Annotated in this window: 23 protein-coding genes; 4 read left to right on the top strand and 19 right to left on the bottom strand. The window is 68.0% G+C overall.

The window, feature by feature from the left end:
• Window positions 1–11 precede the first annotated feature (11 nt).
• From serA to JOE67_RS15025, 4 genes are all read right to left on the bottom strand, one after another.
• Window positions 12–1631 carry a phosphoglycerate dehydrogenase gene (serA, locus tag JOE67_RS15040; protein WP_204976333.1) on the bottom strand — a complete coding sequence of 540 codons (1620 nt, stop codon included), beginning with the start codon at window positions 1629–1631 and terminating at the stop codon, window positions 12–14.
• A 139-nt stretch (window positions 1632–1770) separates the two neighbouring features.
• On the bottom strand, window positions 1771–2124 hold the full coding sequence (locus JOE67_RS15035) for a hypothetical protein (RefSeq protein WP_204976331.1): 354 nt from the start codon (window positions 2122–2124) through the stop codon (window positions 1771–1773).
• Window positions 2121–2600, bottom strand: coding sequence for a hypothetical protein (locus JOE67_RS15030; protein ID WP_204976329.1), 480 nt, complete (start codon window positions 2598–2600; stop codon window positions 2121–2123). The genes JOE67_RS15035 and JOE67_RS15030 overlap by 4 nt, the downstream gene beginning before the upstream one ends.
• 13 nt (window positions 2601–2613) lie before the next feature.
• Window positions 2614–3240, bottom strand: coding sequence for a TetR/AcrR family transcriptional regulator (locus JOE67_RS15025; protein ID WP_204976327.1), 627 nt, complete (start codon window positions 3238–3240; stop codon window positions 2614–2616).
• 77 nt (window positions 3241–3317) lie between these two features.
• On the opposite strand from JOE67_RS15025, the gene JOE67_RS15020 reads away from it, so the two are divergent.
• From JOE67_RS15020 to JOE67_RS15010, 3 genes are all read left to right on the top strand, one after another.
• Window positions 3318–5015 carry an amidohydrolase gene (locus tag JOE67_RS15020; RefSeq protein WP_204976324.1) on the top strand — a complete coding sequence of 566 codons (1698 nt, stop codon included), beginning with the start codon at window positions 3318–3320 and terminating at the stop codon, window positions 5013–5015.
• Window positions 5015–6397: an APC family permease gene (locus JOE67_RS15015; protein WP_204976322.1), complete on the top strand. Its 1383-nt coding sequence runs from the start codon at window positions 5015–5017 to the stop codon at window positions 6395–6397. The genes JOE67_RS15020 and JOE67_RS15015 overlap by 1 nt, the downstream gene beginning before the upstream one ends.
• 64 nt (window positions 6398–6461) lie before the next feature.
• Complete coding sequence (locus JOE67_RS15010) at window positions 6462–7385, top strand: hypothetical protein (RefSeq protein ID WP_338041635.1); 924 nt, start codon at window positions 6462–6464, stop codon at window positions 7383–7385.
• Between the two features lie 22 nt (window positions 7386–7407).
• On the opposite strand, the gene JOE67_RS15005 is transcribed toward JOE67_RS15010, so the two are convergent.
• From JOE67_RS15005 to JOE67_RS14975, 7 genes are read right to left on the bottom strand one after another with little or no spacing between them, the layout of a single operon-like run.
• Entirely contained in the window at window positions 7408–8151 is a 744-nt protein-coding gene (locus JOE67_RS15005) for a copper homeostasis protein CutC (RefSeq protein WP_204976321.1), read from the bottom strand.
• A complete protein-coding gene (locus JOE67_RS15000; protein WP_204976319.1) occupies window positions 8148–9491 on the bottom strand; it encodes an alpha-L-fucosidase in 1344 nt (447 codons plus the stop codon). The genes JOE67_RS15005 and JOE67_RS15000 overlap by 4 nt, the downstream gene beginning before the upstream one ends.
• Window positions 9485–11023 carry a M81 family metallopeptidase gene (locus JOE67_RS14995; RefSeq protein ID WP_239528723.1) on the bottom strand — a complete coding sequence of 513 codons (1539 nt, stop codon included), beginning with the start codon at window positions 11021–11023 and terminating at the stop codon, window positions 9485–9487. The genes JOE67_RS15000 and JOE67_RS14995 overlap by 7 nt, the downstream gene beginning before the upstream one ends.
• A 56-nt stretch (window positions 11024–11079) precedes the next feature.
• Window positions 11080–12039 carry an ROK family protein gene (locus JOE67_RS14990; protein ID WP_338041634.1) on the bottom strand — a complete coding sequence of 320 codons (960 nt, stop codon included), beginning with the start codon at window positions 12037–12039 and terminating at the stop codon, window positions 11080–11082.
• On the bottom strand, window positions 12029–12952 hold the full coding sequence (locus tag JOE67_RS14985) for a carbohydrate ABC transporter permease (protein WP_204976316.1): 924 nt from the start codon (window positions 12950–12952) through the stop codon (window positions 12029–12031). Before JOE67_RS14985 ends, JOE67_RS14990 begins: the two co-directional genes overlap by 11 nt.
• A complete protein-coding gene (locus JOE67_RS14980) occupies window positions 12942–13853 on the bottom strand; it encodes a carbohydrate ABC transporter permease (protein WP_204976315.1) in 912 nt (303 codons plus the stop codon). Before JOE67_RS14980 ends, JOE67_RS14985 begins: the two co-directional genes overlap by 11 nt.
• A 41-nt stretch (window positions 13854–13894) precedes the next feature.
• Window positions 13895–15157, bottom strand: coding sequence for an ABC transporter substrate-binding protein (locus JOE67_RS14975; RefSeq protein ID WP_239528171.1), 1263 nt, complete (start codon window positions 15155–15157; stop codon window positions 13895–13897).
• Window positions 15158–15320: 163 nt separating this feature from the next.
• Between JOE67_RS14975 and JOE67_RS14970 the strand changes: the two genes are divergently transcribed.
• The gene (locus JOE67_RS14970; RefSeq protein WP_204976314.1) at window positions 15321–16457 is read left to right on the top strand and encodes an ROK family transcriptional regulator; all 1137 of its coding nucleotides are present in this window, start codon (window positions 15321–15323) and stop codon (window positions 16455–16457) included.
• A gap of 9 nt (window positions 16458–16466) precedes the next feature.
• Here the strand turns inward: JOE67_RS14970 and JOE67_RS14965 are convergent, their stop codons facing one another.
• The 8 genes from JOE67_RS14965 to JOE67_RS14930 form a co-directional block, all read right to left on the bottom strand.
• Window positions 16467–17729, bottom strand: coding sequence for an alpha-L-fucosidase (locus tag JOE67_RS14965; RefSeq protein ID WP_204976310.1), 1263 nt, complete (start codon window positions 17727–17729; stop codon window positions 16467–16469).
• Between the two features lie 89 nt (window positions 17730–17818).
• Entirely contained in the window at window positions 17819–18847 is a 1029-nt protein-coding gene (gene ilvC, locus JOE67_RS14960) for a ketol-acid reductoisomerase (protein ID WP_204976308.1), read from the bottom strand.
• 38 nt (window positions 18848–18885) lie between these two features.
• Window positions 18886–19395, bottom strand: a complete 510-nt coding sequence (ilvN, locus tag JOE67_RS14955) for an acetolactate synthase small subunit (protein ID WP_204976306.1) — start codon at window positions 19393–19395, stop codon at window positions 18886–18888.
• Between the two features lie 3 nt (window positions 19396–19398).
• Window positions 19399–21201, bottom strand: a complete 1803-nt coding sequence (locus tag JOE67_RS14950; protein ID WP_204976300.1) for an acetolactate synthase large subunit — start codon at window positions 21199–21201, stop codon at window positions 19399–19401.
• Window positions 21202–21234: 33 nt separating this feature from the next.
• Entirely contained in the window at window positions 21235–22941 is a 1707-nt protein-coding gene (gene ilvD, locus JOE67_RS14945; protein ID WP_204977156.1) for a dihydroxy-acid dehydratase, read from the bottom strand.
• 36 nt (window positions 22942–22977) lie between these two features.
• Window positions 22978–23775 (bottom strand): trehalose-phosphatase, encoded by a 798-nt coding sequence (gene otsB, locus JOE67_RS14940; RefSeq protein WP_204976299.1) that lies wholly within the window; start codon window positions 23773–23775, stop codon window positions 22978–22980.
• Window positions 23772–25199 (bottom strand): alpha,alpha-trehalose-phosphate synthase (UDP-forming), encoded by a 1428-nt coding sequence (locus JOE67_RS14935; protein WP_204976298.1) that lies wholly within the window; start codon window positions 25197–25199, stop codon window positions 23772–23774. Before JOE67_RS14935 ends, otsB begins: the two co-directional genes overlap by 4 nt.
• A 128-nt stretch (window positions 25200–25327) precedes the next feature.
• Window positions 25328–26551: an MFS transporter gene (locus JOE67_RS14930; protein WP_204976297.1), complete on the bottom strand. Its 1224-nt coding sequence runs from the start codon at window positions 26549–26551 to the stop codon at window positions 25328–25330.
• Between the last annotated feature and the right edge of the window lie 60 nt (window positions 26552–26611).

Raw genomic sequence — 26611 nt, 5'->3', positions numbered from 1 at the left:
CGTGTGAGCGATCAGACCTCGGCGATCTCGATCTGACGGAACAGGTCGGCGTCGATCGCGACGCTGACGTCTTCGAGCAGCTCGTCCGAGACCGGCGAGTCGAGGGTGAGCACGCTGAGCGCCTGCGCGCCGGCGGCCTGACGGGCGATCTGCATGCCCGCGATGTTGATCCCGGCGTCGCCGAACTTCTGGCCGTACACGGCCACGATGCCGGGGCGGTCGGTGTAGAGCATCACGACGTGGTGCTTCTCGATCGGCAGCTCGATGGCGTGCTCGTTGATCGCCACGAGCTTCTCGATCTGCTTGGGCCCGGTGAGGGTGCCCGAGATCGCCAGCTGAGAACCATCGGAGAGAGCCCCGCGCAGCGTGATGACGTTGCGGTACTCCTCGCTGATGTCGTCCTGCACGAGCCGCACCGCGATACCGCGCTGCTCGGCCAGCAGCGGCGCGTTGACGTACGAGACCGTCTCGCTCACGATGTTCGTGAAGACGCCCTTGAGCGCGGCGAGCCGCAGCACGCTGACGTCGTAGTTGTTGAGCTCGCCGTGCACTTCGACGTCGAGGCTGGTGATCGGCGACTGTGCGAGAGCCGAGAAGATCTGGCCCAGCTTCTCGACCAGCGGGATGCCGGGACGCACGTACGGGTCGATGACGCCGCCCGCGACGTTGACCGCGTCAGGAACGAGGTCGCCGCCGAGCGCGAGGCGCACCGATCGCGCGACCGACACGCCCGCCTTCTCCTGTGCCTCGTCGGTGCTGGCACCGAGGTGCGGCGTGACGACGACGTTCGGCAGACCGAGCAGCGCCTGAGCCGTGCTGCCCTCGGCCGGGGGCTCGGAGGTGAAGACGTCGAGTCCGGCGCCGGCGATCTCACCCGCGACGAGTGCTTCGTGCAGATCGGCCTCGTCGATCAGGCCGCCGCGTGCGACATTCACGACGAACGCGGTGGGCTTCATCGCGGCGAACTGCTCGGCGGCGATCATGCCCGTCGTCTCGGGGGTCTTCGGCATGTGGATGGTGATGAAGTCGGACTCCGCGACCAGCTCGTCGAGGGTCACGAGCTGCACGCCCAGCTGCTGCGCCCGCGCGCTCGTGACGTAGGGGTCGTACGCGATGACCCGCATGTCGAACGCGTTGAGCCGCGCGGCGACGAGCGCGCCGATCCGACCGAGGCCGATGATGCCGACCGTCTTCTCGAAGAGCTCGGCCCCGGTGAACGAACTGCGCTTCCAGGCTCCGCTCGAGAGCGACGCGTGGGCGGCGGGGATGCGACGGGCGAGGCTGAGGATGTGTCCCACGGTGAGTTCGGCCGCGGAGACGATGTTCGACGTGGGCGCATTGACGACCATGACGCCGGCTGCGGTCGCGGCCTTGATGTCGACGTTGTCGAGCCCGACGCCGGCGCGGGCGACGACCTTCAGCTTCGGAGCGTGGGCGAGCGCCTCTGCGTCGATGCGCGTAGCCGAGCGGACGAGCACGGCATCGGCGTCGGCGAGGGCAGCGAACAGCGCCTCACGATCGGTTCCATCGACCTCGCGCACGTCGAAGTCGGGGCCGAGCGCCTCGATCGTCGCGGGCGAAAGCACCTCGGCGAGCAGGACGACGGGCTTGGTGGCGGTGTTGTTCGGCACAGAGATCCTTCGGGGCAGGACGAGCGGGAGTAAGCCGATGCGCCGCACGCCGTCGGGGCGCGATCGGGACACACTTTACCTCAGCGCCGTCGAGGGCCCCGACCGTGTGACGGGCCATTGCAGCAGGCCGCCGTGGAACTCAGCCGAGCAGCGATGCCCCGTTGCGCAGCGCGTAGCTCAGCGTGTCGAGCCAGAACACCGCGCTCAGCCCGAGACCGGCGAGCATCCCGACGATGAAGACCCCGAGGGGCCGTCGGCGTGTCATCAGCAGCGCCACCACGAACACGATCATCGGCACGATCACCGGCATGAGCAGAACCGTCCAGCCGTATCCGCTGATGCCTGCCTGCGCCATCTCGATCAGATAGAAGGTCGCGTTCCAGATGAGGAACGCATAGGCGAGTCCGAGGATGCCTGTGACGAAGCCGCGAAGCATGCTCATCATGCGGGATGCCGTGGGTGCCGCCCCGGCGGACGACGTGCTCTCGCTCACAGCGCTCCCCCTCCCCCGGCGACCACGAACGGCCATGGCACGAGCAGCGCGGCTCCGACCACCAGGGCGCTGATGCGCACCCAGTCCCTGCCGCCACGGGTCAGAATGAGCGTCGCGACGAACCAGAGAGCGGGGGCGAGCGCCGCTATCCACATGCTCGCGAGATAGAGAGGTGCGGGCAGCATGAACATCGCCTTGGCCTGCATGCCGACACCGCCGATCACCCAGCCGACCGTGTACAGCAGGTATACGCCGCCGAGGATGCCGAGCATCACGAGCGTCGCCGTTCCGATTCCCTGCGATTCGTCATCGCGCACGTCAGCCTGGTCGTCGCGCGAAGGGGCCGCGTCACCGCCCTGCGGCGCCGGCGCAGGCCGGGTCGCGCGCTGCTCGCTCGGGTGGGGTGCAGGACGGCGCGCGTCGAGCGCAGCGTCGCCCTCCCAGCTCGGGGCATCGTCATCGGGGTCGGAGCTCACCGTCCCAGAGTACTCACGCCGATCGCGTTCCGCGGCGGCCCGCCCCCGGAGCCGCGCCGAGCTTCTCGGCGACACGTCGCATCGCCTGCTCCGCCTGAGGCACGTCGATGAGCGAGTTGCCACCGACGATGTGCAGCCCGTAAGCATCCTCGAGGGCGACCAGCGTCATCGCCAGCGTCGCCACATCGAGTTGCGGAGCGAACATCTCCGCTGCGATGCCGCGGTGCAGCACGCCCGTGTAGGTCGCCAGCTGCCGCGAGTACATCGTCTCCACCATCTCGTCGTGCAGTGACGAGTTGCCGGCGAGGATGTCGAACTCGTACAGCAGCCGCATCAGCGCGTCGTCAGGTCCGTCGGGCAGGCCTTCCTGAATCGCCACGGCGAGCTGCTCGCGCGGGTCGCTCAGCCCCGCGATCAGCTCGTCGCGCGCGTCGCAGTATCGCTCGACTCCCGCACGATGAGCCTCGACCAGCAGCGCGTCGAGGTCGGCGTAGTAGTAGAGGATCGCACCACGGGTGAGCCCTGCCTGCTGCGCCACGTCCGTGAGCGAGATGGAGCGCAGGCCGTGCTCGGACACCGCCGAGAGCGCCGCCTCCACAAGGTCGGCTCGTCTGGCATCCTGCCGCTTCGGTCTGGCCATTCCTTGACACTACCGCGAATGAATGCAACACTCGACCCATTCTTTGACGCTGTAGTCAAAAAACTTCGAGGACGAACATGACAGATCTGCTGCTGACCGACGCCACCGTGCGCACATTCGACCCCGCCCAGCCCTGGGCCGAGGCGGTGGGGATCACCGCCGGGCGCATCACGTACGTCGGGAGCACGGCGGATGCGCCCCCGGCTCGCGAGGTCAGAGACCTGAACGGCGCGCTCGTGACACCGGGGATCATCGACAGCCACAATCACCTCCTGCTGGGCTTCGACGAGGACGCGGTGAGCCTCGAGGGCGCCGACACCCTCGCCGAGGTCCGGCGAAGGCTCACGGGCCTCGCGGACGCCCGCCCGGATCTGGATTGGGTGTGCGGAGAGAACGCCGTGTACTCGATCGTCTCCGGACGCCGTCCCGATTCGGCTGACCTCGCGGGCATCACCGACCGGCCCGTGTTCGTCACGACCTACGACCAGCATTCGGTCTGGCTCAACGACGTCGCACTGCGCGTGCTGGGAATCGCCGACGGCGGACAGATCGCGTGGGGCCGCCCTGAGCTGAACAGTGAGGGCCGGCCCACCGGATGGGTGACCGACTTCTACACGAGTGCTATGACCACAGCGGGCCTCGATGCCCTGCGCAGAGACATCCCTCTTTACTCCCCCGACCGCCGGTACCGCCGGATGCTCTCGAGTCTGCGCATGGCGACCGCGACCGGGATCACCACCGCCGTCGAGCCCCAGGTCCCCCTCGCCGAGATGGACCTCATGCTCCGCGCGCGCGACGAGGGCCGACTGAGTTCGCGCGTCATCGCGGCCCTGTTCCACCCGATCGACGCCGACGCGTCATTCCGCGCACGACTGCGCGAGGCGGTGGACTCGGTTGCCGAGCATCCGCTGCTCAGATTCGGACCTCTGAAGCTCTACGCCGACGACGTGATCGAGCCGCACACCGCGTGGATGCTCGACGACTACGCCAACCGGCCCGGCCACCGGGGCCATCCGAGCGCCGCCGTAGGAGAGCTGACGCGGATCGTGACCGAGCTGGACGCCATGGGCTTCCAGACCCACACCCATGCCACGGGAGACGGCGGCGTCCGTCTCGCGCTCGACGCCATCGAGCAGGCAGCCCGCGTCAACGGCACACATGACCGACGGCACGGCATCGTGCATGTCGAATGCCTGCACCCCGACGACCTGCCGCGCTTCGCACAGCTCGGCGTCACCGCAGCCATGCAGCCGCGACACTGCTCCCCCGACCTCGTCGCCGGCACGTGGATGGAGAACGTGGGCGAGGAGCGCTGGGACCGCGCGTGGCGCATTCGCTCGCTCATGGACGACGGGGCGCATGTGGCGCTGTCGAGTGACTGGCAGGTCGGCGAGATGGACCCCCGGGTCGGCTTCTACTCCGCGCTGACCCGAGCCGGGCTGCAGGGCGGAGACGGCTGGACCGCTTCTGAGCGCATCGGCCTCGACGATGCGCTCCGCGGGTACACCCGCGAAGGCGCCTGGGCATGGCATGCGGATGGCGACCTCGGCGTGATCCGCGTCGGAGCGTCCGCCGACGTCGTCGCCTGGAGCGACGACCTCTACCGCCATGAGGCGGACCCCGCCGCCCTCCTCGATCAGCACGCTGCATTGACCGTCGTCGCCGGCACCGTCGTCCACGAGACAGACCGCGCCGGGGACCGCCCCTCCCTCCCTCACCCCGGCGAATCGTCGCCGCACTGCTCCGCCGAAGCCGTCGGAGAAAGGATCCGTTGATGTCCACCTCACCCGTATCGTCACCGAGCACGGCGCCCGGCCTCCGGCGCTCACTGTCGCTCACTCAGATCGTGTTCCTCGGCCTGGCCTACATGGCGCCGATGGCCGTGTTCGACACCTTCGGCATCGTCGCGGAGGTATCTGAGGGGCGCGTGCCCCTGTCGTATCTGCTGATCTTCGTCGCGGTGGCGATTACCGCATGGGCGTACAGCAGGATGGTGCGCATCTATCCGCGTGCCGGCTCGGCGTACACGTACACCAGAGAGTCGATCAACCCGCACCTGGGCTTCATCGTCGGCTGGGCCGCCACCCTCGACTACCTCCTGCTTCCCATGATCAATGCACTGCTCTCGTCGATCTACATGACCGTCGCCTTCCCCGATGTACCCGCCTGGGTGTGGATCCTCGGCACGATCGTCATCTGCACCGGCGTCAATCTGGCGGGCGTGCGACTCGCCGCACAGGTCAACACCGCACTCGTCGTCATCCAGATCGTCACGGCCGTGGCGTTCGTCGTCCTGACCGTGAAGAGCATCCTCGACGGCGCGAACGGCGCCGCGTTCTCCTTTGCTCCTTTCCTCGCCACCCCAGAGCAGTTCAGCGGCGTCGCCTCGGGCGCGGCGATCCTCGCCCTCTCCTTCCTCGGGTTCGACGCCGTCACGACGATGTCGGAAGAGGCGCGCGATCCGCGTCGGGACATCCCGCGGGCGATCTTCCTCATCGTTGCCGCCGCCGGTGTCTTCTTCGTGTCGGTCACCTACGTGATGCAGGTGCTGTTCCCCGATGTGACACTCGTCGGCGACATCGTCGGCGCATCGCCCGAAATGGCGAAATACATCGGCGGCGCACTGTTCCAGGCGCTGTTCATCGGCGGCTACATGGTGGCGGTCCTCGGATGCGGCATCACCCAGCAGATGTCGGCGGCGAGGCTGCTCTATGCGATGGGACGAGACGACGTGCTCCCGCGTCGGCTGTTCGCACGTCTCAACGACAAGGGCGTGCCGTCGGCGAACCTGATCATCATCGGGCTCCTGGCGGCCACCGCCGTCTTCCTCGATCTGTTCCAAGCCGCGTCGCTCATCAACTTCGGCGCCTTCGTCGCGTTCACCTTCGTCAACCTGTCGGTGATCGCCACGTGGCTGCGGTTCCGCCACGATCGTGCGAAGAGGGGCGTGATCGGCTGGGTCGTGGTGCCCGCGCTCGGCGCGGCGATCAACGTCATGCTCTGGTTCAGCCTCGAGCCGAGCGCCATGCTGATCGGCGCGATCTGGACCGCGCTCGGCTTCGCCTATCTGCTCTGGCGCACGCGGCTGTTCCGCGCGGCACCGCCCGCGTTGACCGGACCACTCGAGATCGAGCAGGAGGAGCGGGCGCGCGTCTGACGGGTCCCCGAGCGGTGGCAGGCGTTCCACTATGCTCAGGTCGACAGCTCCTGGGGAGGAAAAAGTGGCAGAGAACAGCAGGCCGGTCGCCGAGCCCGGTGACGGGCGCGGCATGAGCGAGCGCACGTGGGTGCCGACCGCCGAGGCGAAGAGGAAGTCGACGACGCTGCGGTGGATCGCTGCGGTCCTGTGGGCGCTGGCCATCGCGGCAGAGGCCGTCGCGATCTTCTGGCTGCTGCGTCAGCGCGAGGTCACCGGCGGCGATGGCGAGCTGATGCGCGACCCCGAGACGGGCCTGCTCGTCGAGGGCGGAGCGGACGCCACGTTCCCGCAGTGGGCCTTCATCACCCTGCTCGTGCTGCTCGTGGTCATCGCGGCGCTGGCGATCACCGGATCCATCCTGTGGAAGAAGGCGAACCGACTCGATCCTGCGAAGAGGTCCGACGCCGTGCGCTTCTTCGTCCAGAACCAGCTCGGCGCGATCATCGCGATCCTGGCGTTCCTGCCGCTGATCATCCTGATCTTCCTGAACAAGGACATGGACAAGGGCCAGAAGACGATCGCCGGGGCCCTCGGCATCGTGCTCGCCGTGATCGCGACGATCGTGGGCATCGACTTCAACCCGCCGTCCGTCGAGAAGTACACGGCCGACCAGTCGACGGTCATCCAGCTGCTCGGCGAGGACGCCGTGACCTGGGTCGACGGGGGCAAGGTCTACCACGTGTGCGACTCGGTATCCGACATCCAGACCGGCAGCGAGATCAAGTACGGGACCACTGCCGAAGCCGTCGAGGCAGGCAAGGAGCGCCTCACGCTGAGGTTCGCGTCCGAGCTCGAGAAGTGCGGACTCCCGGTTCCGTCCAACTCCGACGAGATCGCCGATGCCCTTCGTCAGATCCAGGGCGGCCAGACGGTGACGCTGCCTGCTCCCCAGTGGGCCGATGGCGAGGCGCCGATCGAGATCGAGGATGCCCCGGCCAGCGAGTAGTCAGGGCCGTTCTCGCGCTCCGCTAGCGGAGCGCGAGAACGCCGTTCAGCGCCGCGCGCGCAGCGCGGACGATCGCGACATCGGTGACGTCGTACCCGGCGGCACCACCGCCGGGTCCTGCAGGCATAGCATCCGATGACGAGGTGCGCGCTGACAGATGGACGGCGTGTGCTCCTCCGCGCACGAGGTCGGGGATGTCGCGAGGGCGTACTCCACCGCCGGCCATGACCTGGATACGCCCCGCAGACCCCCGAGCGATCCCCGCGATGGTGGCGAGACCGTCGATGCTTCGCGCGGCGCCGCCGCTGGTGAGCACCCGGCGCACGCCGAGACCGATCAGCTGATCGATCGCGCCCAGAGGCGCGGGCAGCACATCGATGGCCCGATGGAACACGACGTCCGCGCCATCTGCAGCATCCGTCCAGCGCCGCATCGCCTCCTCATCGACGGCGCCCCTGTGCGTGAGCGCGCCGACGACCACGCCACCGGCGCCGCGACGCACGGCGTCGCGGACATCCGCGGCGACCAGTGCGACCTCCTCCGCGTCGTAGACGAATCCGCCCGGTCGCGGCCTCACGAGCACGGCGACTCGCTCGGGAGCGTCTGCGATCCGCAGCACCGCCTCGATCGTTCCGGCCGACGGGGTCAATCCGCCCGTACCCGCGAGCGCCTGGCATAGCTCGACGCGGTCCGCGCCGGCGTCGAACGCCGTACGTGCGCCGGCGGCATCCTGCACGGCGACCTCGAGGGCAGTCCTCGCGCTCATGACGCCGTCGCCACCGCGACCGCATCGCCGCGGAGCGCGTCCGGGATCTCGAGAATCGAGACGCCGCTCACGCCGGTCGCGACCCGGGCGCGGGATCCGTCAGCCCAGCGCACGTCCCTCCCGGCCAGTTCAGGGGGCAGCGTCACCTCGCCGCCCGCAGGATCCATGGCGTGCACGTGCACGCCGGCTGCCGATGACGTGTAGCGAACCGGTGCGAGCGGCTCGCCGAATCGGATCCACGGCCGCGTGCCGTATACGGCGTCGCCGTTCTGGCGGAGCCAGGAGCCCATCATTCGCATCGCTGCGAGCTGCAGTTCGGGGATCGAGCCGTCGGCGGCCGGACCCACGTTGATGAGGAGATTGCCGTTCTTCGAGACCACGTCGACCAGCATGCGGATCAGCTCATCGCCCGAGAGCGAGTGCCGGGCGTCCTCCGCCTGATTGAATCCGAACGAGTAGCCAAGGCCGCGCGTCGACTCCCACGGCTGATCGAGGATGTCGGGGATGTCCCGGTACTCGCGCGTGAGGAAGCCGTGGTAGGGCACGCCCCAGCGGTCGTTGACGACGCCGTCAGGCACGGACTCGAAGTACCGCTTCAGCAGTGCGGCCACGGCGAACGGGTCGTCGCCCTTGCCGCCGTCCGGCCATTCGATGTCGTTCCAGAGCACGTCCGGCGAGAAGCGCTCGATGAGCTCATCGAGCTGCGACGCCGAGTAGCGCGAGAAGTGCTCGTCGTTGCGCCGGAAGCGGAACAGGTCGGTGTCGGACTCGATCGGCGGGAAGTCGCTGACGTGCCAGTCGAGCGCCCCCGAATAGTAGACGCCGAACCGCGCTCCCGCTCTGCGCGTGGCGTCATGGAACTCGCGGATGAGATCGCGACGCGGACCGCGGGCGACCGCGTTGAACCCGGTCGTCCCGGTGCCCCAGAGGCAGAAGCCCTCGTGGTGCTTCGTGGTGGGGATGATGTATCGGGCTCCGGCGCCGACGAGCTCATCGACGAAGGCGTCGGCATCGAAGGCCGAGGCATCCCAGAGTTCCGCGAGGTCCTCGTAGGAGGTGCCTGCGCCATAGACCCGCTGGTGCCGCTCCCAGGTGGGGCTCCCCGCGATCCTCACGGTGTTCCCGTACCACTCGGCGTACTGATGCCAGGCATACGCGTCCTCTGCGGGGATGTTGACGCCTTCGCCATGCTGCACCGCCCATGCGGGCACGGAGTAGAGGCCCCAGTGCACGAAGAAACCGAGCTTGGCGTCGCGATACCAGTCAGGCACCCCGTTCTGCGGGTAGCGGGGAGCATGGGCGCCGAGGTCGGGGCCGATGCGTGTCTCGAAGTTCAGCATGCGGGGCTCTCCTCTCGTCGGCTCACGTGGGCGGTGAGCGCTGGGTCGCCGTCGGTGTCGAAGGGGAACACTCCCGGCTGCAGGTGATGGTGGCCGAGCCGCAGGAGGTCCTGATCGACGCCGCCAGGGGTGAGGGCGAGCGTCCAGTCGGCGGCGAGCTCGTACAACTCCGGCTCGAGGTAGCCGATCTTCACCACGACGATGTCCGCGGCCTCAGGATCCAGCCCCAGCATCCTGAAGTCCTCTAGGTGATGGAACGGCTTGCGACGTTCTGTGATGATCGCGTGCACGCCGCCCACTGCGATGACGACCTGGGTGCCTGCATCCGGATCTCCATGCGTGATCGAGAAGATCTCGCCCGTGATGGTCAGCGGGCCCCGAGGCCCGGCATCGACGCGCGCGCCCGCCGTCAAGGTGACGGTCGAGCCCACTCCGGCAGCGACGGCGACGGCGACGGCGCCCGCGTCGAAGATGGAGGCGACCAGGGTCGTGCGCGATCGGTCGGTGAGCTCCGGGCGGGCGAGCAGTTCTCCCAGCGTCCAGGTGACGTCGCCGGCACCGCCCGCGGTCGGATTGTCACCGGAGTCGGAGATGAGATAAGGGCGGGCGGCGTCCGGTGCGAGTGCTTTCCTCAGCGCCCCGTCGAGTGTGGCGGTCGGTGCCACGAAGACGAAGTCCTCGCGCGCGGCCCAGAACATCCGCGCGACGCGCTCCGCCTCGCCGGCGATCAGCGGCCCGTCGTCTCCCGTCACGACCACGTAGGCCTGGCAGCGCGGCTCATCGGCCCACGCGTAGCCGATCCACACGGAGGCGTCGACCACACCTTCCATCGCCTCGATCGCGGGCAGCTCGGCATAGATGCTCTGCGCCGGCTCGAGGCGCGTCGACGTCTTCTCTCCTGGGAGCAGGACAGGCACGGGCACCCACGCCTTGAGCGGACGACGGCGCACCGGGTCGGCGCCGTGCTCGCCGCGCAGTCGCGCGAGCAGATTCCACACGGCGCGCTCCTTGGTGTTGAGCCAGTCCTCGTGGGGCGCCATGCGGTAGCAGGTCAGCAGGTCGACCTGGTCGCGCAGCACCTCGGACACGTTGCCGTGCAGGTCCATCGATGTCGAGATCAGCGTGTCGGAACCGAGCGCCTCGCGCACCGCGTCCGCGAGGTCGCCCTCTGCGTCCTGCATCCCCTGCACACTCATGGCGCCGTGGATGTCGAAGAAGAAGCCGTCGAACGGCCCCTCACGACGGATCGCCTCGACGATGGCATCCTTCATCCGCCGGTAGGTGGCAGGATCTACTGCCCCGCCGGGCAGCGAGCGACCATGGTAGAGAGGCACCCAGGTGGCGGCCTCGCGGAGTTCACGACCCTCATCGAGGAAGGGGTAGTAGGCGATGAGGTCGGCGCCCGTCCGGATCGTGAATGCCTCGTCTCCGGAGACATGGGGTGAGAAGGTGCTGGATTCGATCGAGATCCCTGCGATGCCGATGCGCGGTGCCGCCAGTCCGCCTTCGGCGAGTTCGGGCAGCGGGCCCATCCAGATCTCACTGGCTTCCAGTCGTTCGTTCACGTTCGCTCCTTGCGGCGAGAGGGTCAGGGGATCGCAGCCAGATCGAGGCTGCGTGCGGTCTCGATGGCGCCGAGGGCCACCGCATCCTCGCCCAGGCGGGCCGGCAGGATGGTGAGCGGGATGCCGGACACCGGCGCGTCCGTGCGAAGGGCCTCGTCGACTCCCGGCTGAAGGAGGTCCCAGGCCTGAGCGACTCCCCCGCCCACGATCGCCCGAGGCAGGTCGAGCAGCGTCGCGGCGCTCGCGCACGCGAGGCCGAGCGCCCGCCCTGCCGTGCGGAAGACCGCGATCGCATCGGCGTCACCGCGGCGCGCGCGAGCGGCCACCTCGCGAGCACCGCCGACGTGCTCCCCCGCGCGCTCGGCGAAGCGAAGCCCGATCGACGTTCCCGAGGCGAGTGTCTCGAGGTGCCCGATCTGACCGCACGTGCAGACGAGGTCGCTGTAGCCGGGCGTATGCCCGATCTCACCGGCCGCGCCGTGGGGGCCGCGACGAAGGTGGCCGTCGATGATGAGCGCGCCGCCGACGCCGGTGCCGAGCATGACGCCCAGGACGTCATCGCGGACCGACGCCGCGGCGGCCTCGCCGAGCAGGAACGCGTTGACGTCGTTCTCCACTCCTACAGGCACTCCGAGGCGGATCGTGAGCTCCGTCGCCAGGGGGAAGCCCACCCAGTCCGAGAATGTCGCCGAGGCGGCACGGATGGTGCCGGTCTCGTGATCGATGACACCCGCAGCACCGACGCCGGCGCTGAGGAGGTGAGCCCCGGCGCGCTGAGCCAGGTCGGCGACGAGCCGAGCCGCGGCGTCCGCCATGGCAGCTCCGCCCTCCCGCGCCGGAGCGGGTACGGCGCCGCGAGCGAGGACACCACCTGCGTCGTCGACGATGAGAGCGGCGATCTTCGTGCCGCCGATGTCGATCCCGGCGTAGCCGGAGATCGCCTCGTTCCGATGCTGCTGCGCCATGCCGCGGTCAGCGTCCACCGAGGCCGGCCATGGCGATGCCCTTGACCAGGTGCTTCTGCAACGCGATCACCAGGATGGTGGTCGGGATCATAGAGATGATCGACGCGGCCATCTGCAGGTCCCATCGAGTGCCCGTCAGACCGGAGAAGCTCGCGAGCCCGACCGGCAGCGTCCCGTGCGCGTTGTAGTCGACCGTCACGATGAGCGGCCAGAGGTAGCTGTTCCAGAACGACAGGAACGTGAAGACGGCGAGCACAGCGACAGCCGACGTCGACAGCGGCAGGATGATCTGCAGGAAGCATCTCAGCGGGCCTGCCCCGTCGACGCGAGCAGCTTCCTCGAGCTCGTACGGGATGCCACGGAAGAACTGCCGCATCAGGAACGTGCCGAAGGCGGTGAACGCGAATGGGAAGATGAGCGCCTGGTAGGTGTCCACCCACCCGAACCACTGCATGACCTGGAACATCGGGATGACGAGCACCTCGGCCGGCACCATGAGAGTGGCGAGGAACAGCACGAAGACCGCGTCGCGCCCCTTCCATCGCAGCCGGCCGAAGGCGTAGCCCGCTGTCGTCGACACCACGAGCACGACCAGCGTCCCTGCCACCGAGGTGAACAGCGAGTTGCCGATGTACGTCCAGAACGGACCGAAGGAGAACACCTCGGCGAAGTTCGACCAGCGCACCTCCGAGCCGAACAGGCTGGGCGGCATCGAGAAGATGTCGGCGTTCGGCTTCAGCGCCGAGAAGAAGGCGTAGATCAGCGGCAGCATGAACAGTGCCGCGGCGAGGTAGACCAGGACATGGCCGAAGACGAGCCGGGCTCGCTCCCCGCGCGTCATGGGCGCCCGCCCTCGGCGAGCATCGGATTCGACATGCCCGTCGTCGCTTCCGGCCGTGAGGACCGGCTGGATGATCGCGTCAGTGCTCATAGTGCACCCACTTCTTCTGCGCACCGAACTGCAGCGCAGTGATGATGATGATGAGGGCGAACAGGATCCACGCCCCGGCCGCGGCCAGCCCGAGGTCCTGGAACTTGAATCCCTGGTTGTAGATCCACATGACCAGTGGCATGGTCGCGTTGCCCGGCCCGCCGCCGGTGAGCATCTGCGGTTGGACGAACACCTGCAGCGAGGTGATCATGGTCATGATCGTCGCGAAGAAGATCGCCGGCGAGATCATCGGGATCATGACGCTCCAGATCATCCGCAGTCCGCGCGCACCGTCGATGCGCGCCGCCTCGACGACGCTCTCGGGCAGCTGCTCGAGGGCCGCCGAGAAGATGAGCATGTTGTAGCCCAGCCCCTGCCAGACGCTCATGACGACGACCATGATCATCGCCCACTGCCGATCCGCCAGGAAGTTGGGCAGCTCTACCCCGAACCATGTCTGCGAGAGTCCGTTGAACAGCCCCTGCGGCTGCAGGAGCATCTTCCACACCAGCACGTTCGCCACCATCGGCGTCACGACCGGGATGAAGAAGAGGACGCGCAGGACGCCTCGTCCGCGGATGCGGGGGCCGAGTCCCAGCGCCAGCGCGAGCGACAGCGCGATGCTCACCGGCACGTAGAGCACCGTGAAGACCATCGTGTTGCGCAGTGCGGGAAGGAAGTTCGGATCCTCGAAGAGGCGGACGTAGTTCGCCCCGCCGTTGAAGGAGCGATCGCCGAACGTCGGCCAGTCGAAGAAGCTCATCACGACGGACAAGACGACGGGCACGATCGTGAACAGGGCGAGGCCCACCAGGGCTGGGCTTGCGAAGCCCAGCGCCTGGCGCGCCTCGACCTTGGCGAACGACCCTCGACGACGCCGGGGAGCGGTCGTGGTGGTCATCTCTGCATTTCCTTAGTCGGGACGACGTCCCGGATCGATTCTCAGTTGCCGAACTGCTGCTGCGCGGACTCGAGCACGTCCTTCATCGACGCCTGGCCGTTGTAGACGCTCACCAGCTGCGGCTGCACGAACGTGCCGACCTTCGCCCAGTTGTCCGACACGTACTGGCCTTCGACGTTCTCGAAGGCGGCGGTGAAGACCTGCTCGACCTGGTCGCGGTACGACTCATCGAGCGACTCGAAGTACAGCGGCTGGCTCTCGGCGCGCGCGGGGTAGCTCCGACCCGACGAGGCGATGTAGTCCTGCGCGTCCTTGCTGAGCAGCGAGCCGAGCACCTTGAGCGCCGCCTCCTTGTTCTCGCAGGACTTGGCGATGCCGAAGCCCGAGCCCAGGATCAGGCTGAGGTTGCCGTTCTCGCCGGTCGGCAGCGGAGCCATGCCGGCCTTGAACCCGGCGTCGTTGGTGAGGTAGCCCACGGCGTTCCAGGTGCCGTCGACCGCGATGGCGGCGTTCTGACCTGTGAACTGGTTCTCGCCCCATCCGGTGTCGGATGCCGAGGCCACGGGTGCGGCGACCTTCTGATCGGTGACCAGTCCCGCGTACCATTCGGCGGCCGAGGCGAAGTCCTTGTCAGTGAGCTGGAGCGACCCGTCCTCCGAGACCGGCTGCACGCCGGACTTCGCGATGGGGAGCGCCTGCCACTGGAAGTCGCCCATGCCGATGCCGAAGCCGTACTTGCCGCCGGTCGTCGCCTTGGCGGCGATCTTCTCGAAGTCGTCGAAGCTCCAGCCGACCTTCGGGAGTTCGGCGCCCGCGGCCGTCAGCATGTCCTCGTTGTAGTACGCGAGCATCGTCGAGACATCGAACGGCAGACCGTACATGTCGCCCTTGTTCTTCAGGATCTCGGTGGCGCCCGGTGCGAAGTCGTCCTCCGAGAGGCCCGCGGTCTTGAGGTCATCCGCCGTGAGCGGAACGAAGCCGTCGGTGTAGCTGGCGAGCATGCCCGAGTTCATACCCGTGACGCACGCCATGTTGCCGGAGGCCATATTGGTCGTGAGCTTCGTGAAGAAGTCGCCCCACGGTGCGGTGCGCAGCTCGATCTTGAGGTCGGGGTTCTGCTTCTTGGCGACATCCAGCTGCGCCTCCAGCGCTGCCGTGTCGTCCTCACTGCCCGACCACATGTCGACGACGATGGTGTCACCGTCGCCCGACCCGTTCGAGCCCGCGCCGCTGGTCGAGCAGCCCGTCATGGCGACCGCGACGCCCGCGATGGCGACGACGGCTCCCATCCGCATCTTCTTCATTGAATGCCTCCTTGCACAGAGTTCAGGGCGTTATTTCGAGAATCGAAACAACATTTGATTGTGTTGCAGGAAGTTACCGTGTCATGATTCGATCTCCAACGCAAGCGGAACATCCGATGTCTCGCAAGCGTTGCCAGACCGAGACCGAACAGAGACGAGCTGCATGCCCTCCACCGCCCCCGATGACGCCAGAAGGATTCTCGACCTGGTCGCGAGTGGTCGCGCACGCTCGCGCTCTCAGCTGGCCGATCAGCTGGGCGTCGCCGCATCCACCGTGGGACTGCGGGTCCAGGCACTGCTCGATTCCGGGATGCTGACGGAAGCAGGAGAGGGCACCTCCCGGGGCGGACGCCGCCCCCGCATCCTCCGAGTCGCCGACGACGGCGGGATCGTGCTGACCGCTGATCTCGGCGGCGGGCACGCGCGCATCGGAAGACATGGGCTGTCGGGTGCGATCCAGCTCGTCGAGACCATTCCCATCGATCTCACGGAGGGCCCTGAGGCGACCCTCGCCGCCATCGCCGACGCGATGGAGCTCCTGGTGACGGGATCCCCGGTGCGCGCGATCGGCATCGGCCTCCCCGGACCAGTGCACGTCGAGACCGGCAGCGTCGACCAGCCCTCGCGGATGCCCGGCTGGTCGGGATTCCGGGTCGGCGAGCATCTGAGCGCCCGCTTCGGCGGCACACAGGTGGCCGTTGACAACGACGCTAACCTCGCCGCCCTGGGCGAGCACGGTGCACAGTTCGGCATGACCGGGCACAGCATCACCGTGAAGGCGGGCACGGCCATCGGCAGCGGGATCGTCGTCGACGGCGTCGTGCATCGTGGAGCCAGCGGAGCTGCCGGCGACATCACTCATACGCGGATCGACGGCAGCGGCGACATCCCCTGCTCCTGCGGCAACACCGGCTGCCTGGAGACCGTCGCAAGCGGCGCGAGCCTCGTCCGCCAGATGCGGGAGCGCGGCGTCGAGGGCATCACCGGCGTCGATCAGGTACTGGCGCTGGCGCGGGATGCCGACCCCGTTGCGACGACGCTCGTGCGCACCGCGGGCACTCACCTGGGTCAGGCGCTCTCCGGCGTCGTCAACTTCTTCAACCCGCACGCCGTCTTCCTGACGGGGAGCATGAGCGCGTCCGAGCCGTTCCTCGCGGCGGTCCGCAGCCGCGTATACGAGGCCTGTCACCCCCTCGCCACGCAGCGGCTCCGCATCGAGGCCGCCGGAACCGGCCCCGACGCCATCATCCTCGGTGCGGCCCGCCTGGCCCTCGGCGGGCTCGAGGTGCCCGGCCCCTGACGGGAGTCATCAGGCCAGGGTGAGCTCGATCACGGGCAGCAGCACGTCGGGGCGTCGAACGGGCAGGTGCACCGTGAGCGTGCCCTCGGCCTGACCCGCAGGGGTCATGTTCTCCGGACGCTGATCGGGGTCGACGACCGAGGTCTTCAGCCATGATCCGTCGTTCAGCAGCCGCGCGAACGAGACCCTGCCTGCGAGGTCCGGCAGGTGCACGAAGCCGAGCGGCCAGGTGAACAGGTGCAGGTACAGCCTGTCGCCACGACGTGTGTAGACGCCCTCCCGCGGAGGGACGAACTCGGCATGGCCCGCGCCGACGATGGCGTCACGGTGGAGCAGCATCCATTCGCCGATCTCCCCCAGTGTCTGCGCGTCGCGAGGCGCGACGGCACCTCGTCCGTCCGGCCCGATGTTCAGCAGCATGTTGCCATCCATCGACACCGAGTCCGCGAGCATCCGCACGAGAAGATCGGCTGACTTCTGATCGGTGTTGTCGCGGTGGTATCCCCAGGAGCCGTTCAGGGTCTGACAGGCCTCCCAGACCTGCGGCTCGCCCGCCCCATCGACGAGCGGTGAGGTCGGCTGGTACTGCTCTGGGGTGACGAAGTCGGCAGGGATGCCGAGCCGGTCGTTCACCAGCATCCCCGGCTGCAGCTCTCGGCACATCGCCAGAAGCGCCTCGGCGTCCCAGTCCTCGGGGCCCTTGCCCGCCCAGCCGTCCCTGGTCTCGGGGTAGCTGAAGTCGAAGAACAGATAGTCGAGTTCGCCATAGCCGGTGAGCAGCTCCCTCACCTGGCCGTGCAGGTATTCGCGGTACCGCGCCATGTCGCGGTCCTCGTTCAGTGCCGCGGCGTTCTCATCGTCGCATCGCGGATGGTTCCAGTCGACGGTGAAGTCGGGGTGATGCCAGTCGAGGAGCGAGTAGTACAGCCCGACCTTGACCCCCTCCTCCCGCAGCGCCTCCACGTGCTCGCGCACCAGGTCCCGATCGCAGACCACCGCGGAGGTGAAGTCGGTGAGCGCCGAATCGAACAGGCAGAATCCGTCGTGATGCTTAGCCGTCAGCACCACATACCCCATGCCGGTCTCCTTCGCCCTGCGCGCGATGGCCCTCGCGTCGAAGCGGTCGGGAGCGAAGTGGTCCACGTAGGGCCGGTACTCCTCGTCGGTCAGCCGCTCGTAGTTCTGCACCCATTCGTGCCGTGCAGCCACGCTGTATGCACCGAAGTGCACGAACATGCCGAACCGCGCCTCATCGAACCATTCCTGTCGCATGCACCAAGCATGACACAGACATCGGATGTATGCAGGACCAGAGACGAAGAACGGGCGCCCCGAAGGACGCCCGTTCTCACGACGATGGATCAGCGCGCGGCGCTGCCCTCGACGTAGTCCTCGTCCTGCGACTTCCACGCGAACAGAGAACGCAGCTCCTTGCCGGTCGCCTCGATCGGGTGGCCCTGCTCCTTCTCGCGGAGCGACAGGAACTCCTCGGCGCCGTTGTCCTGGTCCTCGATGAAGCGCTTCGCGAACGCGCCCGACTGGATGTCGGCGAGGACACCCTGCATGCGCTCCTTGACGCCCGCGTCGATGACACGGGGACCCGAGACGTAGTCGCCGAACTCGGCGGTGTCGGAGATCGACCAGCGCTGCTTGGCGATGCCGCCCTCCCACATCAGGTCGACGATCAGCTTGAGCTCGTGCAGAACCTCGAAGTACGCGATCTGGGGCTGGTAGCCAGCCTCGACCAGGGTCTCGAAGCCGGCCTGCACGAGGTGGCTCATGCCACCGCAGAGCACGGCCTGCTCGCCGAACAGGTCGGTCTCGGTCTCTTCGGTGAAGGTCGTCTTGATGACGCCGGCGCGGGTGCCGCCGATGGCCTTCGCGTACGACAGCGCGAGGTCCCAGGCCTTGCCCGACGCATCGCGCTCGACGGCGATGATGTCGGGGATGCCACGACCTGCGACGAACTCGCGGCGCACCGTGTGGCCGGGAGCCTTGGGAGCGATGAGGATGACGTCGACGCCTTCGGGAGCGTCGATGTAGCCGAAGCGGATGTTGAAGCCGTGCGCGAAGGCGAGGGCCTTGCCCGCGGTCAGCTTGTCCTTGATCGACTCGTTGTAGATCGTGCGCTGGTGCTGGTCAGGCGCGAGGATCATGATGACGTCGGCCCACTCAGCCGCGTCAGCCACGTTCTTGACGGGGAAGCCCGCCTCCTCGGCCTTGGCGATCGACTTGGAGCCCTCCTTGAGGGCGATGGTGACCTCGACGCCGGAATCGCGAAGGTTCATCGCGTGGGCGTGGCCCTGCGAGCCGTAGCCGACGATCGCGACCTTCTTGCCCTGGATGATCGAGAGGTCGGCGTCCGCGTCGTAGAAGATCTCGGTGCTCACGGTGTTGTTTCTCCTTGCTTGTGGTTCGTAAGTTCTTGTCAGCCGCGCAGGACGCGCTCGGTGATGCTCTTGCCGCCGCGGCCGATGGCGAGCAGACCCGACTGGGCGAGCTCCTTGATGCCGAACGGCTCGAGCGCCCGCAGCAGCGCCTGCACCTTGCCCTGATCGCCGGTGACCTCGATCACCACGGCATCCGGGGCGTAGTCGACGATCGAGGCGCGGAACAGGTTCACGATCTCGAGCACGTTCGACCGGGTGTTGTTGTCGGTGCGCACCTTGATGAGCATGTGCTCGCGCTGCACCGAGTTCGACGGCTCGAGCTCGACGATCTTGATCACGTTGATCAGCTTGTTCAGCTGCTTCGTGACCTGCTCGAGCGGCAGGGCCTCGACGTCGACGACGACGGTGATGCGGGAGATGCCCGCCACCTCCGTCACGCCGACCGCCAGGGAGTGGATGTTGAAGCCGCGGCGGGCGAAGAGACCGGCGACGCGGGTCAGGATGCCCGGGGTGTCTTCGACGAGAAGGCTCAGCACGTGTGTCGACATGGCTCAGATCTCCTCATCGAATGCAGGGGCGTGATCGCGCGCGTACTGGATGTAGCTGTTGCTGACGCCCTGGGGCACCATCGGCCAGACCATGGCGTCGGCGCTCACGACGAAGTCGATCACGACCGGCCGGTCGTTGGTCTCGAGCGCCGTCTGGATGGCGGCGTCCACGTCTTCCTCCTTCTCGACCCGCAGGGCGAGGCAGCCGTACGCCTCGGCGAGTTTGACGAAGTCGGGGATGCGGATCGTGCCGTGGCCCGTGTTCAGATCGGTGTGCGAGTGGCGTCCGTCATAGAACAGCGTCTGCCACTGACGCACCATGCCCAGCGACGAGTTGTTGATGATCGCGACCTTGATCGGGATGTTGTTGATGACGCAGGTGGCGAGCTCCTGGTTGGTCATCTGGAAGCACCCGTCACCGTCGATCGACCACACGACGCGATCCGGCTCGGCGACCTTGGCGCCCATGGCTGCCGGGACCGAGTAGCCCATCGTTCCGGCGCCACCCGAGTTCAGCCAGGAGTTCGGGCGCTCGTACTTGATGAACTGCGCCGCCCACATCTGGTGCTGACCGACACCGGCGGCATAGATCGCCTCGGGTCCGGTCAGCTCGCCGATGCGCTGGATGACGTACTGCGGCGACATCAGGCCGTCTTCGGGCTGCGCGTACCCGAGGGGGAACTCGGCCTTCAGCCCGTCGAGGTACGACCACCACTCGTCGGTGTCGGGCTTGCTGCCCGCGATCGTGCCGCGGAAGGCGGTGTCGAGGTCGACGAGCACATCGCGCACGTCGCCGACGATCGGCACCGTCGCAGCGCGGATCTTCGAGATCTCGGCCGGGTCGATGTCGACGTGCACGACCTTCGCGTCGGGGGCGAAGAGCGCCGCCTTGCCGGTGACGCGGTCGTCGAACCGCGCGCCGAGCGACACGATGAGATCGGATTCCTGCAGGGCGAGCACGGCGGGCACGGTGCCGTGCATGCCGGGCATCCCGAGGTGCTGCGGGTGGGAGTCCGGGAAGGCGCCGCGCGCCATCAGCGTGGTGACGACCGGCGCGCCGGTTGACTCCGCGAGGGTCAGCAGCTCAGCAGATGCGTGGGCGCGGATCACACCGCCGCCCACGTAGAGCACCGGCTTCTTGGCCTCGGCGAGCAGGGTCGCCGCAGCCTGGATCTGCTTGCCATGCGCCTTGGTGACAGGCCGGTAACCGGGCAGATCGACCTTCGGCGGCCAGATGAACGGCGCGGTCTGCTGCTGTGCGTCCTTCGTGATGTCGACGAGCACCGGGCCCGGGCGACCCGTCGAAGCGACCTCGAACGCCGCGGCGATCGCACCGGGGATCTCTTCGGCCGACTTGACCAGGAAAGAGTGCTTGGTCACCGGCATGGTGATGCCGACGATGTCGGCCTCCTGGAAGGCGTCGGTGCCCATCAGGGTCGAGAACACCTGCCCGGTGATCGCGACCATCGGCACCGAGTCCATGTACGCGTCGGCTATCGCCGTGACGAGGTTCGTCGCGCCAGGGCCGGAGGTGGCGATGCAGACGCCGACCTTGCCGGTCGCCGCGGCGTAGCCCTCGGCGGCGTGACCGGCGCCCTGCTCGTGGCGCACGAGAACGTGGCGCAGGCCTGAGGCGTCCATGAGCGGGTCGTAGACGGGCATGATCGCCCCACCCGGGATTCCGAAGACGTCGGTGACGCCGAGGTTCTCGAGAGAGCGGACGACGGCCTCGGCGCCGGAGATCTCTGGGGCTGAGGATGTGCGTGCGGGCGGCCGCGGCACGGCGGGCGCGGATTCAGGAGTCATGTCGCTTCCTTGGTGATCTGTGTCGTCAGAAGGTCAGCCGGTCACCGCGCCCTGTGCGGCAGAGCGCACGAGACGGGAGTACTTGGCGAGGACGCCACGGGTATAGCGCGGGGGAAGAGGCTCCCAGCCTTCCCGGCGGGAGTCCAGCTCTGCCTCCTCGACGAGTAGCTCGAGGGAGCGAGCCGCGATATCGACCCGTATCAGATCACCATCGCGCACGAAGGCGATAGGACCTGCGTCCACCGCTTCGGGTGCTATGTGGCCGATGCACAGGCCGGTTGTGCCGCCTGAGAATCGTCCGTCCGTCAAGAGTAGTACATCTTTTCCGAGCCCCGCGCCCTTGATGGCCGCGGTGATCGCGAGCATCTCGCGCATGCCGGGGCCGCCCTTGGGACCTTCGTAGCGGATGACGATGACGTCGCCGGGGTTGATCTCGCCGGCGGCCAGCGCGTCCATCGCGCCGCGCTCGCGCTCGAAGACGCGAGCGGGACCCTCGAACACGTCGGCGTCGAAACCGGCCGACTTGACCACGGCCCCCTCGGGCGCGAGAGACCCGTGCAGGATTGTGATGCCACCGGAGGCGTGGATCGGGTCGGCGAACGTGTGGATGACGTCGCCGTCGACCGGGTCCGGGTTCAGATCGCGCAGGTTCTCGGCGACGGTCTTGCCCGTGACGGTCAGCGCGTCGCCGTGGATGAGGCCCTCGTCGAGCATCGCCTTCATGATGACCGGGATGCCGCCGTGACGGTCGACGTCGTTCATGACGTACTTGCCGAAGGGCTTCATGTCTGCGACGTGGGGCGTACGGCTGCCGATGCGGTTGAAGTCGTGCAGCGTCAGCTCGATCCCCGCCTCGTTCGCGATCGCGAGCAGGTGCAGAACGACATTGGTCGAACCGCCCAGGGCCATGGCCAGAGCGATCGCGTTCTCGAACGACTCCTTGGTCAGGATGTCCTTGGTGGTGATCCCCTGGCGGAGCAGGTTCACGACGGCCTCGCCCGAGCGGTGCGCGAAGTAGTCACGGCGACGGTCAGCCGCAGGCGGGGCGGCCGAACCGGGAAGGCTGAGGCCGAGTGCCTCCGCAACGGATGCCATGGTGTTGGCGGTGTACATGCCGCCGCAGGCGCCCTCACCCGGCGCGAAGGCGCATTCGATGCGCTTGAGGTCTTCTTCGGTCATGCGGCCCGCGCGACACGCGCCGACGCCCTCGAAGGAGTCGATGATCGTGATGTCCTTCTCGGTGCCGTCCGAGAGCTTCACCCAGCCGGGTGCGATCGAACCCGCATACAGGAAGACGCTCGAGAGCCCGAGGCGGGCACTGGCCATCAGCATGCCGGGGATCGATTTGTCGCAGCCGGCGAGCAGCACGGTGCCGTCGAGGCGTTCGGCCATGATCACCGTCTCGACCGAGTCGGCGATGACCTCGCGAGACACGAGCGAGAAGTGCATGCCCTCGTGACCCATCGAGATGCCGTCCGAGACCGAGATGGTGCCGAACTGCAGCGGGTAGCCGCCACCGGAGTGCACGCCCTCCTTGGCACCCTGCGCGAGCCTGTCGAGGCTGAGGTTGCAGGGCGTGATCTCGTTCCAGCTCGACGCGATCCCGATCTGCGGCTTGTCCCAGTCGGCGTCACCCATCCCGACGGCACGAAGCATGCCGCGCGAGGTGGTCGCCTCGATGCCGTCGGTGACGACGCGGCTGCGGGGCTTGATGTCGATGTCGGGGTGCGCTCCGGGCATACCGGGCTGAGATTCGCGGGTGGACATGACGGAAGTCTATTGCGGTCGCGAGGCCCGTTCCGACGCGATGACTTCCAGAAGTTCGGCGATCTGCTGTGGAGATTCCACACGCAGAGCGGCTGCCGTCTCCCCTGGGCCCACGCGCACGCCCAGGTCGCCGTCGCCGAGCACGCGCAGCGCGTCCTCGTCGGTCACGTCGTCACCGGCGAACAGGATGCCCGTGGCACCCGTGCGCTCACGCAGCACGCTGATCGCGGTGTCCTTTCCCTCGTCGCGTGAGGAGTACTCGAGGATGCGATCGCCCGTGCGGCGCCGCCAGTGCCGCGCGCGACGCGCGAACACCTCGTCGACGGCGGCGAAGGCCGCCCGCTCCACCTCGGGTCGCGCGGGCCGCCCATGGATGCCGATGCCGAACGTCTTGCTCTCGAGCTCGATGCCCGGGTAGTCGGCGAGCAGCGGCCCGAGTTCTTCCAGGAGAGTGTCTCGCAGCATCCGTTCGGGGTCGGCGGCGTCGGCATCCGCCTCGCCCTCCCCCGGGTACCAGTACTGCGCTCCGTGAGATCCGGCGAGCACGACGGCCGAATCGTCGTCGTGCTCCGCGATCTCGCGCAGGTGCACGAGGCTGCGGCCCGAGATGAAGGCGACGGTCGTCTGCGGCAGTGCCGCCAGATCGGCGAGCGCGCGCTTCACCGCCGGAATCGCGCGGGCCGACATCGGCTCGGCGACCAGCTCCGATGCGGTGCCGTCGAAGTCGAGGGCGACCAGCAGCCGGTCGGTGCGGGCGATCGCGGCGACCGCGGGGTCAGCTTCGCCTGGTGTCCACTCGCGGGTCATCCGTGCGCTCCCTCGTGACGTCGGTGACGGTTGCGTCCGGCCTGTTCCAGCGCTCTGAGGAAGGACTGCGACCACGCCGTCACGTCGTTCTCCAGCACCCGCTTCCTCAGCGCCCGCATGCGCTTGCCCTGCTGGTCGCGGGGCATCTCGATCGCGTCGACGATGGCGTCCTTGAGGCCCTCGATGTCGTGCGGGTTCACCCGCAGCGCCTGGCGCAGCTCGTCTGCCGCGCCGGTGAACTCGCTGAGAACGAGGACGCCGCGGTTGTCCGCCCTGGTGGCCACGTACTCCTTCGCTACGAGGTTCATGCCATCGCGCAGCGCTGTCACCAGCATCGCGTCGGCGGCGAGGTACATGGCGACCATCTCCTCCCGCGGGAAGCCCTGGTGGAGGTAGCGGATCGCGGTGTGCCCGAGGGTGTCGTGATCGCCGTTGATGCGGCCGATCGCGAGTTCCACCTCGTCACGCAGGTGCATGTAGGCGTCCACCCGCTCGCGGCTGGGGCTGGCGACCTGGATGAATGCCACGTCCTCCACCGCGATGCGACCCTGGTCGAGCAGCTCACCATATGCCTTGATGCGGTGCCGGATGCCCTTGGTGTAGTCGAGACGGTCGACGCCGAGCAGGATGTGCTTCGGGTTGCCCAGACCTTCGCGGATCTCGAGCGCTCTCGCGCGGATGTCGGGCCTCTGCGCGAGCTCGCGGTAGGGGGTCGTGTCGATCGAGATGGGGAATGCCTTGACGAGCGGGGTGCGCCCGTCGGGCAGTGAGATGCTGGACGCCTTGGTCTCGTAGCCCAGGCGACGCTTGGCCGCCGCGAGGAAGTTCGCCGCGTCCTGCGCACGCTGGAATCCGATCACATCCGCGCCGAGCAGTCCGCGCAGCACCTGGTCGCGCCATGGCAGCTGCGCGTACAGGCTGTGCGCGGGGAACGGGATGTGGTGGAAGTAGCCGATGGTCACGTCCGGGCGGAGGCCCCGCACCATCTCCGGCACGAGCTGCAGCTGATAGTCGTGCACCCAGACCGTCCCGCCTTCGGCGACCGCATCGGCCGCAGCCTCGGCGAATCGGAGGTTCACGGCGACGTACGCCTCCCACCATTCGCGGTGATACTGCGGCGGGGCGATCACATCGTGATACAGCGGCCAGATGGTGTCGTTCGAGAAGCCCTCGTAATAGTCCTGGACCTCCTGCTCGCTGAGGGTCACCGGCAGCAGCCGGATGCCGTCTCCCTCGAACGGCTCGATCGTGACGTCCGCCTGTCCGGCCCAGCCGACCCAGGCGCCATCGACGCTGCGCATCATGGGTTCGAGCGCCGCGACCAGTCCTCCGGGGGACGTGCGCCAGATCTCCTCACCGTCAGGGGTGATGATCCGGTCGACCGGAAGGCGGTTGGCGACGACCACGAACTCTGCGGCGACCATATGACTCCTCTGCTCGGTGCCTCCAGGCTACCCACGACCGCAGCAGCGGTTACGGGGGTTGACGCTTCGCGCACCGGATGCCAGGGCGGTCGGCGATGCGCCGGCGATCGTGGCGCCCGGGGTTCGCCTCAGTGCTGTCGGGGGCTGATGATGCGGTTCACGATGCCCGCGATCAGCACGATCGATGCCGCGACGAGGGGCAGCAGCAGCGCGACCGACGTGCCCGGTCCGTCCGCGACAGCGCCGGTGACGGCGGCGGCGAGGGCCTGTCCGACCACGACGCCTGATCCGAGCATGGTCATCACCGTGGCCGAGCGTCCGAGCGGACTGCGCGCGGCACCGAGGCTGTACTGCGTGACGATGGTCGGTCCGACTCCGATGCCCACCAGCGCGAGCGCGACGATCATCGTGATCACGCTCGTGGCCGTCGCGAAGAGCAGGGAGCCCGCGACGAGCACAGCGGCGAAGGCGATCCACCGCGCGTGCAGCGTGAAGCGAGGCGGCAGCCAGGCGACCCCGAGCGCGAGCACCGCTGAGCCGACGCCCATCACTCCGTACAGCAGGCCCGCCTGCTCGGCGGCATCGCGGTCGGCCATGAACGAGGTCAGCGCAGTCAGGCTGGCGCCGAAGAACAGCCCGATCCCGAAGATGCCGACCACGACGACGAGCAGAGCCGGCCGGAAGAGCTCGGACACGTCCGACGGCGCGCGCCCGTCGCTGTCGCGCTCGACCGAGACATGGCGTCCCGTCGGGTGCAGCGCGAACGCCCCGACGAACAGCAGGGTGAGCGCTGAGGCGATCGCGATCGGCGCCCAGGGGGCGATGAACGAGGCGAGGAGCCCGACCAGGAACGGCCCGAAGACGAACACGGTCTCATCGGCTGCGGACTCGTACGACATGGTGGCCGAGGTGGTGCGAGCACGCTGCGCCTGCGGCATCCGCTCGGCGATGATCGTGACCAGCCGCGATCGCGACATCGGCGAGACCTGCGGGGCGGTGGCGCCGATCATGAACGCTGACGCGAGAACGACGGCATCGGCAAGCGGCGTGTAGACGACGAGTGCGAAGACGGCGAGCATCGCCGCGTTGAGCGCCGCGCACATCAGAAGCACCGGACGCTGACCCCAGCGGTCGGCCGCTGCGCCGAGAAGTGGCCCGAACAGCGCGGTGCCGAGACCCACCGCCGCCGAGGTGAGTCCGCCCAGCGACAGCGATCCGCGGATCGAGACCACCATGGTCAGCACGCCGACCACCATCATCGCGAAGGGCAGTCTCGCGACGAATGCGATCACGAAATACGGGATGCCGGTCAGTCTCAGCAGACTCGGCGAGGGAAGTGGTGTCTGTGTCATGGCTCTCGCGCGTGCTCGACGCGGATCGGGTGCCGCCGTTGTCCGTCGGGGCGCCGACGG

Source organism: Microbacterium esteraromaticum, assembly GCF_016907315.1.
Lineage (GTDB): Bacteria > Actinomycetota > Actinomycetes > Actinomycetales > Microbacteriaceae > Microbacterium > Microbacterium esteraromaticum.
This window is presented reverse-complemented; position numbering and strand designations above follow the sequence as displayed.

Excerpts from the sequence above, each read along its gene's own strand:
- JOE67_RS15025 (WP_204976327.1), bottom strand. The coding sequence starts at position 3,240 with ATGGCCAGACCGAAGCGGCAGGATGCCAGACGAGCCGACCTTGTGGAG.
- JOE67_RS15020 (WP_204976324.1), top strand. The coding sequence starts at position 3,318 with ATGACAGATCTGCTGCTGACCGACGCCACCGTGCGCACATTCGACCCC.
- JOE67_RS15015 (WP_204976322.1), top strand. The coding sequence starts at position 5,015 with ATGTCCACCTCACCCGTATCGTCACCGAGCACGGCGCCCGGCCTCCGG.
- JOE67_RS15005 (WP_204976321.1), bottom strand. The coding sequence starts at position 8,151 with ATGAGCGCGAGGACTGCCCTCGAGGTCGCCGTGCAGGATGCCGCCGGC.
- JOE67_RS15000 (WP_204976319.1), bottom strand. The coding sequence starts at position 9,491 with ATGCTGAACTTCGAGACACGCATCGGCCCCGACCTCGGCGCCCATGCT.
- JOE67_RS14995 (WP_239528723.1), bottom strand. The coding sequence starts at position 11,023 with ATGGGCCCGCTGCCCGAACTCGCCGAAGGCGGACTGGCGGCACCGCGC.
- JOE67_RS14985 (WP_204976316.1), bottom strand. The coding sequence starts at position 12,952 with ATGAGCACTGACGCGATCATCCAGCCGGTCCTCACGGCCGGAAGCGAC.
- JOE67_RS14980 (WP_204976315.1), bottom strand. The coding sequence starts at position 13,853 with ATGACCACCACGACCGCTCCCCGGCGTCGTCGAGGGTCGTTCGCCAAG.
- JOE67_RS14975 (WP_239528171.1), bottom strand. The coding sequence starts at position 15,157 with ATGAAGAAGATGCGGATGGGAGCCGTCGTCGCCATCGCGGGCGTCGCG.
- JOE67_RS14970 (WP_204976314.1), top strand. The coding sequence starts at position 15,321 with ATGCCCTCCACCGCCCCCGATGACGCCAGAAGGATTCTCGACCTGGTC.
- JOE67_RS14965 (WP_204976310.1), bottom strand. The coding sequence starts at position 17,729 with ATGCGACAGGAATGGTTCGATGAGGCGCGGTTCGGCATGTTCGTGCAC.
- ilvN (WP_204976306.1), bottom strand. The coding sequence starts at position 19,395 with ATGTCGACACACGTGCTGAGCCTTCTCGTCGAAGACACCCCGGGCATC.
- JOE67_RS14950 (WP_204976300.1), bottom strand. The coding sequence starts at position 21,201 with ATGACTCCTGAATCCGCGCCCGCCGTGCCGCGGCCGCCCGCACGCACA.
- ilvD (WP_204977156.1), bottom strand. The coding sequence starts at position 22,941 with ATGCCCGGAGCGCACCCCGACATCGACATCAAGCCCCGCAGCCGCGTC.
- otsB (WP_204976299.1), bottom strand. The coding sequence starts at position 23,775 with ATGACCCGCGAGTGGACACCAGGCGAAGCTGACCCCGCGGTCGCCGCG.
- JOE67_RS14935 (WP_204976298.1), bottom strand. The coding sequence starts at position 25,199 with ATGGTCGCCGCAGAGTTCGTGGTCGTCGCCAACCGCCTTCCGGTCGAC.
- JOE67_RS14930 (WP_204976297.1), bottom strand. The coding sequence starts at position 26,551 with ATGACACAGACACCACTTCCCTCGCCGAGTCTGCTGAGACTGACCGGC.